The sequence below is a fragment of the Paenibacillus sp. 01T422 genome, from assembly GCF_056398785.1.
Map to the genome: position 1 here is coordinate 1 of NZ_JBFTQB010000279.1, position 6886 is coordinate 6886.

Consider the following 6886-nt stretch of genomic DNA (forward strand, 5'->3'; position numbering starts at 1 on the left):
GACATGTCGGAGGGCTGGTCATTGGTCAAGCAGCTGTTGAGGCAGGCATCGTAAGCCCCTTAATGTTTATCGTTGTATCGTTAACCGCAATCTCATCCTTTGCTATCCCTCAATACGATGCAGGAATTGCTTTACGGATACTGCGGTTTGTTGCCATGTTTTCGGCAGCGATGCTTGGGATCTATGGTGTTGTTATGTTCACGCTTTTCCTAAGTATTCATTTTGTCAAAATCAAAAACTTTGGAATCCCTTATGCCAGCCCCTTTGTTCCTTACCGGCTGGGCGATTGGAAAGACTTATTCATACGTGCTCCTCTTTCAAGTATGAAGAAACGGCCCCAGATGATGATTCCACAGGATCAAACACGGCAAGGAAATCGTCCAATGAAAGGGAAACCCTCCAATGATTCGTCCGAATGATCGTATTACAACGCCTCAAGCTGCTGTCATCTTAGCCAATATTTTGCTAGGTGTGGGCATCTTGACCTTGCCGAGATTTCTGGCAGACACAATGAAGACTCCAGACGGATGGATAACAGTCATCGTTGGAGGTATCCTTGCGTTTGGTTTCGGGTTGATTATGGTCAAACTTAGCCAACGCTTTCCAGGGAAAACTTTTTTTGAATATAGCCAAATCATCACAGGTAAATGGATGGGAAAAGCGCTTAATCTGGTTCTGATCGTGTATTTCGCCCTTTTTGCCGGATTTGAAATCCGTGATATGTCAGAGATCATCAACTATCTCTTCCTTGAAAAAACGCCAAAAGAGTTTATCATTCTCGTCTTTATGTGCGTTGGCGTTTATCTTACAGCCGGTGGGATCAATGCCATCGCCCGTCTGTTCGAATTAATTTTGCCCGTCAGCATCCTCATTATTATCACAAGCTATTCGTTAAGCTTACGGCTATTTGAACTTGAAAATTTGCGCCCTGTGCTAGGAATGGGGATTGGTCCTATATTCAAAGGACTTCCAGAAACGTGGAGAGCTTTTGCAGGCATAGAAACGATGTTATTCGTTACTGCTTATATGAGCAGACCTGAAAAAGCTGGGAAAGCACTACTGGCTGGCGTTGGTATTTCCGTATTCATTTATCTGGTCACCATCATCGTCGTCTTGGGGGGCATACCGTTCGAACAAGTCGCCACTTTGACATGGCCTGCCATATCTATTGTCCGGTCCTATGAAATTACTGGTTTCTTTCTTGAACGGTATGAATCCTTGCTCATCGTTGTTCGCACCATACAAGTATTTGCCGGATTTGTTATGTATCATTACATTGTTTCTCTAGGACTCTCACATACGTTCAAGAATACCTACAACCGCTATATCTACGTCGTTCTTCCAGTGATTTTCATCATAGCCATGTATCCCAAAAGTATAAATCAAGTCAGAGCGCTTGGAGATGTTATCGGCAGCATCTTTTTTGGAATCATTGCTCTGGTAGCGCCAATCCTTTTTATCATTACTGTGTTAAGGAAAAAATCCTATGTTCAAAATTAAAGTCTTCACGGCCAATTTGCTCTTACTGTCGCTATTAGTTATGACTGGCTGCTGGGATAGTAAAAATATTACGGAAATGTCCATTGTGTTAGGTGAAGCTATCGATCATGGGGATGAAGCACCGAAAGAGGACAAATTAAACGAAAAAGGCGGAGGCTACCGGAAACAAGACTTGATCACCATAACCTGGCAAATTGTTATCCCCAAGATTGYTGCATCAAGGAATGCCTCTGGTGACCAGAAACCATATAAAAATCTCTCTCTGTCGGGGGATATGATCCACCAATTCGCACGAGAAGTTTCACTTGAGTCCAAACCGCTTTTCAACCAGCATCAAAAAATGTTTGTCTTCGGCGAGAAACTTGTGCGCAGCATAGATTTACAGACGTTAATCGACCAGCATTTTCGCGATAATGAAGTTAGAGAAAGCGGTCTTGTACTCGTGGCCAGAGGACTGGCGAAAGATACATTAGAGTCAAAAGGCCCGGACATCCCTGTCGATCGACTTGTCCGAATTTCGAAGAATCAATACAGATCTACGAGGATTTTACCATCAATGACCATTCAAAATGTGATGGAAAAGATCGCGACCCATTCCAGCTTCCTGATCCAGAGCGTAGTTGCCGCGCAAGATGAAGTTAAATTTGCTGGAGCTGCTGTATTTAAACAAGGGGAAAATAAGCTGATCGGCTTTCTGAGCGAAGAAGAATTGGAAGGCTTGACTTGGTTAATGGGAAAAAGTAAAGGCGGCGTGGTGAAAACAATGGATGAAGGAAATCATCCGTTTATCATCTATGAGCTGGAATCGTTAAAGAGCCATATGAAGCCGAAAGTAGCAGGCGACCAAATTTCCTTTCACGTGGAAATTGACTCCATTGGCCGCCTGACGGAAGACTGGCGTGATAAAGTCGATTATTTCGATAACAGCTACCTTCAATCCGCGGAAAAAGCAGCAGAAAAAGAAGTCGCCCGCCATCTCGACCTGATTCTCAAGGCCATGCAAAGCAAGTATCAGGTTGATGTTGCCGGCTTTGGTACGCAGTTAAGAATCCATTACCCTAAAGTTTGGCAAAAAGTGAAACAAAACTGGGATCAAGAATTCAGCAAGATCCCTGTTACGTACACCGTGAAACTGAAAATAAACGATTATGGATTAAGGCGCGAGAAAAAATAAGACAGACGTATCCCTCTTATCTATCCATAATATCTCTATACAGTTCTCTCTTCTCATCTTCATTGGAATAAATGCCAAGATAATCAAATATTTCGAAAGAAAAATCCACGAAAGCGCGACCTTTGGCTGTAAGGACATGTCCTTCTCTAACGACGCGCTTATCCACATAATTTTCCCGCGGAAACGGATCTTCTACATGTAGACGATTAATACTCTCTATTGAACATGATGTGGTAAACCTACGCTTATGCAGGATACCGGCTCTTCCTAAATATTGCGGCCCGTTACAAATGGCTGCAAGCATCTTGCCTTCTTGATCAAGTTTGATGATAAAATCCGTTAACTCTTGCTGCTGATTTCGAATCGGACCACCAGGGATAATAAGTCCTTCAATATCGCTTAGCTCCATCGCTTCATGGAATAACAAATTAGGCTTATAGGTCAAACCAGATTCGCTTACGATTGCTTCATCGTTATATGCTACTGTCAAAACTTCTTTTTTTCCCACATTTCTAATTTTGTGGAAAGCCAAAGTAATCTCAAAATCTGCAAAATCATCCGATATAAAACAAATTATTTTCCCCATCGTTGATACCACCTTCGCATTTATTGTGATAAAATAAGAAAGAGTTCCGCAATGTGACACTAAGTTTCATCTGGTGAAATATAATTCGGAGGTGTTTCTTATGGAAAATGAAAATGAAAAGTCCATCAAAGAGCATGTACAGCAGCAATTCGGCAAAAATGCTAACAAGTACGTGACAAGTGAGAGGCATGCAAACGGTGACGATCTCGCACTGCTTCTAAGCTGGCTGCCTGTAGAAAATACTTGGAACGTACTGGATATTGCAACCGGTGGCGGTCACGTGGCCAAACAGTTATCTCCACATGTCCAGCAGGTCGTCGCTACGGACCTAACGCGTCCTATGCTAGTTGCGGCTGCTGAACATTTGAAGCAGGCGCAGTGCGATAATGTCCTTTTTGTTGTTGCTGATGCCGAACAATTGCCTTTTCTCGACAGTTCGTTTGATGCAGTAACCTGCCGCATAGCTGCCCATCACTTTCCTAATCCTCACCTGTTCATTCTTGAAGCGGCACGCGTACTCAAACCAGGAGGCAAATTAATTCTCATCGATAACGTTGCTCCTTCGGGCGAAGCCCTTCATCAATTTATGAATACTTTTGAAGCTATGCGTGATACCAGCCATGTTCGGTGTCTAACCGTTCTGGAATGGCAAGGACTTGCGGAGAAAGCGGGACTGCAAGTAGAGCAATCCGTAATGAATCGCAAACACTATAACTTCCCTGTATGGGTCATGCGTACGGCCGAAAACGAAGAACAAGCGAAAGCTGTTGAGCATTATATAAGGGATGCTGACCCGGATATTCAAGAATATTTTTCTGTGCATATTGAAAATGATAAGGTTCAAAACCTTGAAATTGATGAGTGGCGAGCTATGCTTAGTAAACCTTCGCTAGCCACATAAATAGGAATAGAATGGCAGCCGATCTTCATCTTCGGGCTGCCTTTTTTTCATCTCAACCGTAATCACATCTCCCCCTCCTCGCTCCATATTTTACCACAGAATCTAGCGGAATATGACCAAGCTCCCCTTCATATATTCATGAGGAACAGTAGGCGAACAGTACGTGAATCCTCATAYTATGATGAGATTTGGAGGAATAACATGTTTACACCTCATCCGGCTAATACAGCACTTGTGATTACGGACCCGCAGAACGACTTTCTTTCACCTGGTGGCAAGGGCTACCATTTAACGAAAAATAATATTGAGCAGAACAACACGTTAGCTAACTTGGAAATTCTGATGCACACCGCCATGAGCAAGGGGTACCAGCTTTTTATATCTCCCCATTATATCTATCCGCATGACTACAGCTGGCAATTTACTGGGGCTGAACAAGACATGCGAGATTTAATCGAAAATGGCTTTGAAACAGCGGTTGTTTATGATGCCACCGCCACGATAAGTGAACAGGCTTTTCAAGCCGCTGTAACAAACTACCAGGCATTCAGCAGTGCTACTTGGTCAACAGAGCAGGCAATCTCTCATATGTAATGAAAAAAGTGACCTTCTCTCCGCTAATCCGGCTGGGACAAGCTAATTTACTGATTCGTACCAATAAAAAAGGACCCACAGCAACGGGCTGTGGGTCTAAGTTTTATATTTTAAAGGGGGGTCGACTTTTATTATAGGCTTGTTTCATTAAAACCACATGAATATAAGATTTCATTTCTATTACATTTAAATACAAATCAAAATCAAAATCATTCATTCTGGTTAATTTTCGGGGAAATCCACGATACTAAAAGAGTAACAACAAACCATGAAGCTCCTCCAACGAAGCTGACACTTATATGTTTATCTAAAAAGTAGTTCACTGCTGCCCAACTGATCCCGCCTACTAATCCAAATAATACAGCTTTGCGCATTCTCTTTTGCATAACATCCCACCTTTCAACAAAGCATATTTTACTCTAAAAAAGTAACTTAGGGTACTGATAAAATATTCTTGGTCCGTCTACTTTAATCGGAGCTATATGATATTTACTTACTTTTGTTGAGTTACATTAAAATATAAAGTATAATGATCCTATACAGAAGGGAGAGAATTACTATGACTAATCTTACGACTTCTTCACTCGAAATAGGAATAAGCACATTTCTCGAGGCAGCTCCGAGAGCCGGCGGCGTCACACATGCCGAGCGGCTTCGACAAGCTGTCCAGGAAATTAATCTTGCCGATCAAGTCGGCCTCGACGTCTATGCAATCGGCGAACATCATCGTGCGGATTACGCGAGTTCAGCACCGGCCGTTATCCTAGCAGCTGCCGCTACGACAACCAAACGAATCCGGCTCTCAAGTGCCGTGACGGTATTGTCTTCGGATGACCCGGTTCGCGTGTACCAAGCTTTCTCCACACTAGACGGACTATCTAATGGACGAGCAGAAATTATGGCGGGTCGCGGCTCGTTTATCGAATCTTTTCCATTGTTCGGATATGACTTGAACCATTACGACGAACTATTCGAGGAAAAGCTTGAGCTATTACTCGCGATCCGCGAGACGGAGAAAGTTCAGTGGCGCGGCGGTCACCGCCCTGCCATCAACAACCTTGGCGTCTATCCGCGATCCGTACAAGAGCCGCTGCCCGTATGGATCGGGACCGGCGGTAATCCGGAGTCTGCGATTCGCGCAGGAATACTAGGATTGCCGGTCGTCTTTGCAATCATCGGCGGTATGCCAGAGAGATTCGCTCCTCTGGTCAAGCTATACAAAGAAGCCGCTGCGAAAGCCGGACACGATGTAAGCAAGCTGCAGATCGCGACGCATTCGCATGGCTTCATCTCTGATACAACGGAGAAAGCCGCCGACTTATTTTACCCGTCGACGGCTGCCCAAATGAACACCATTGGGCGCGAGCGCGGATGGGCGCCATACACCCGCCAAGCGTTCGACGATGCCCGGAGTCTTCGCGGAGCCCTCTATGTCGGCGATCCCGAGTATGTCGCAGAGAAAATCGTGCTGCTGCACAAAAACCTGGGTCTAACGCGCTTCCTCTTGCACGTGGACGTCAGCGCGCTGCCGCATAACGAATTGCTGCGCACGATTGAACTGCTCGGCACCAAGGTGGCACCGATCGTTCGCAAAGAGCTTGCTCGTGAGACAGCTCAAGGGTGATTTTGGCAATACCAAAGCAATCAAGTCCGAGCCAAAGTGCATGACCTTGGCTCGGTTTTTTTTATCCCAAATGTCACTTATTCACCGTTGCAGATATACCTCTATTTCTCAAGAGCCTTACTTTTGGTATACTGAGAACAAATCAACCAGAAATGGGTGTCGAGTAGTGAAACATGAAGAAATGCTTGCGGTGCTGAAGGCTCTGTCCAACGAGACTCGTCTCAACATCCTTTGCTGGCTGCGGGAGCCGGATAAGTTGAACGAGAAACTGCCGAGCTTAATCAAAGATGAGTTCCCAGGAGGGGTTTGTGTAGGAAGCATCCAGGAGAAATCCGGTCTGGCGCAGTCTGTCATCTCCTCTTACCTGTCTTCTATGCAGAAAGCTGGTCTGCTTGAGTCTCGCCGTTATGGCCAGTGGACCTATTACAGACGTAATGAAGAAGCAATCGCCGACTTTTTGGCGAACTTTGCCGCAGGGCTGCAAGCTGTGAAGAAGTAGTTTCAAAA

9 protein-coding genes are annotated in these 6886 nt (G+C 44.7%); 7 read left to right on the forward strand and 2 right to left on the reverse strand.

The genetic code is table 11. The features are described 5' to 3' along the window. The 3 genes from AC1DUA_RS16830 to AC1DUA_RS16840 all read left to right on the forward strand — a co-directional run. Positions 1 to 419 (forward strand): spore germination protein (locus tag AC1DUA_RS16830; protein ID WP_477500862.1); only part of this gene is annotated, 419 nt, incomplete at its 5' end. Further along, positions 403 to 1500, forward strand: coding sequence for a GerAB/ArcD/ProY family transporter (locus AC1DUA_RS16835; RefSeq protein ID WP_477500863.1), 1098 nt, complete (start codon positions 403 to 405; stop codon positions 1498 to 1500). The genes AC1DUA_RS16830 and AC1DUA_RS16835, both read left to right, overlap by 17 nt. Then, a complete protein-coding gene (locus AC1DUA_RS16840) occupies positions 1487 to 2674 on the forward strand; it encodes a Ger(x)C family spore germination protein (protein ID WP_477500864.1) in 1188 nt (395 codons plus the stop codon). The genes AC1DUA_RS16835 and AC1DUA_RS16840 overlap by 14 nt, the downstream gene beginning before the upstream one ends. 16 nt (positions 2675 to 2690) lie before the next feature. Here the strand turns inward: AC1DUA_RS16840 and AC1DUA_RS16845 are convergent, their stop codons facing one another. After that, positions 2691 to 3260, reverse strand: coding sequence for a DJ-1/PfpI family protein (locus AC1DUA_RS16845; RefSeq protein WP_477500865.1), 570 nt, complete (start codon positions 3258 to 3260; stop codon positions 2691 to 2693). A gap of 100 nt (positions 3261 to 3360) precedes the next feature. Between AC1DUA_RS16845 and AC1DUA_RS16850 the strand changes: the two genes are divergently transcribed. Continuing rightward, entirely contained in the window at positions 3361 to 4161 is an 801-nt protein-coding gene (locus AC1DUA_RS16850) for a class I SAM-dependent methyltransferase (RefSeq protein ID WP_477500866.1), read from the forward strand. Positions 4162 to 4362: 201 nt separating this feature from the next. Beyond that, positions 4363 to 4755 (forward strand): cysteine hydrolase family protein, encoded by a 393-nt coding sequence (locus AC1DUA_RS16855; RefSeq protein ID WP_477500867.1) that lies wholly within the window; start codon positions 4363 to 4365, stop codon positions 4753 to 4755. Positions 4756 to 4964: 209 nt separating this feature from the next. On the opposite strand, the gene AC1DUA_RS16860 is transcribed toward AC1DUA_RS16855, so the two are convergent. After that, on the reverse strand, positions 4965 to 5141 hold the full coding sequence (locus AC1DUA_RS16860) for a hypothetical protein (protein ID WP_477500868.1): 177 nt from the start codon (positions 5139 to 5141) through the stop codon (positions 4965 to 4967). Positions 5142 to 5314: 173 nt separating this feature from the next. On the opposite strand from AC1DUA_RS16860, the gene AC1DUA_RS16865 reads away from it, so the two are divergent. Next, complete coding sequence (locus tag AC1DUA_RS16865) at positions 5315 to 6379, forward strand: LLM class flavin-dependent oxidoreductase (RefSeq protein WP_477500869.1); 1065 nt, start codon at positions 5315 to 5317, stop codon at positions 6377 to 6379. A 181-nt stretch (positions 6380 to 6560) separates the two neighbouring features. Continuing rightward, entirely contained in the window at positions 6561 to 6878 is a 318-nt protein-coding gene (locus tag AC1DUA_RS16870; protein WP_477500870.1) for an ArsR/SmtB family transcription factor, read from the forward strand. Positions 6879 to 6886 lie beyond the last annotated feature (8 nt).

Excerpts from the sequence above, each read along its gene's own strand:
- AC1DUA_RS16835 (WP_477500863.1), top strand. The coding sequence starts at position 403 with ATGATTCGTCCGAATGATCGTATTACAACGCCTCAAGCTGCTGTCATC.
- AC1DUA_RS16845 (WP_477500865.1), bottom strand. The coding sequence starts at position 3,260 with ATGGGGAAAATAATTTGTTTTATATCGGATGATTTTGCAGATTTTGAG.
- AC1DUA_RS16850 (WP_477500866.1), top strand. The coding sequence starts at position 3,361 with ATGGAAAATGAAAATGAAAAGTCCATCAAAGAGCATGTACAGCAGCAA.
- AC1DUA_RS16855 (WP_477500867.1), top strand. The coding sequence starts at position 4,363 with ATGTTTACACCTCATCCGGCTAATACAGCACTTGTGATTACGGACCCG.
- AC1DUA_RS16860 (WP_477500868.1), bottom strand. The coding sequence starts at position 5,141 with ATGCAAAAGAGAATGCGCAAAGCTGTATTATTTGGATTAGTAGGCGGG.
- AC1DUA_RS16865 (WP_477500869.1), top strand. The coding sequence starts at position 5,315 with ATGACTAATCTTACGACTTCTTCACTCGAAATAGGAATAAGCACATTT.
- AC1DUA_RS16870 (WP_477500870.1), top strand. The coding sequence starts at position 6,561 with ATGCTTGCGGTGCTGAAGGCTCTGTCCAACGAGACTCGTCTCAACATC.